The sequence below is a fragment of the Vibrio sp. 03_296 genome, from assembly GCF_002265885.1.
In genome coordinates, this window is record NZ_NPKW01000959.1 from 1 (window position 1) to 388 (window position 388).

At 44.7% G+C, this 388-nt stretch carries 2 pseudogenes; both read right to left on the reverse strand.

The features are described 5' to 3' along the window. A pseudogene (locus CIK04_RS29140) lies at positions 1 to 185 on the reverse strand (C4-dicarboxylate ABC transporter); the annotation flags it as partial. Positions 186 to 195: 10 nt separating this feature from the next. Further along, positions 196 to 388: pseudogene (locus tag CIK04_RS29145) on the reverse strand (C4-dicarboxylate ABC transporter); the annotation flags it as partial.

Genomic DNA, 388 nt, shown 5'->3' on the forward strand with positions numbered 1-388 from the left:
AGCGGCACCGCCATCAACACCGTATTTTCCATGATGGATTGAATGCGATACGGCATGAAGGCAAACATTTCAACCCCTTCAGCCCAAACACCAAACAACAGCGCAATACCACCAAAGGTAAATGCCACAGGGAAACCAAGCAGTAGCGCAAACAAGGCTACAAAAAACATTACTATACCGATCATCCTGATTTCCTTACGACTTATCTGATGGAGATGGATGCATAAGATGCGGGTTAACGATTTTATTGAGTGAATGAAGAAGCAGACCAACACCACTTATTGCCATGAAAAGGAAAGAAAGTGGAATGATCGCCTTAATCACCCAACGATAAGGCAAACCACCGGGATCACCMGATGTTCTCCTAAGGTCGTAGCTTCTTTGGCAA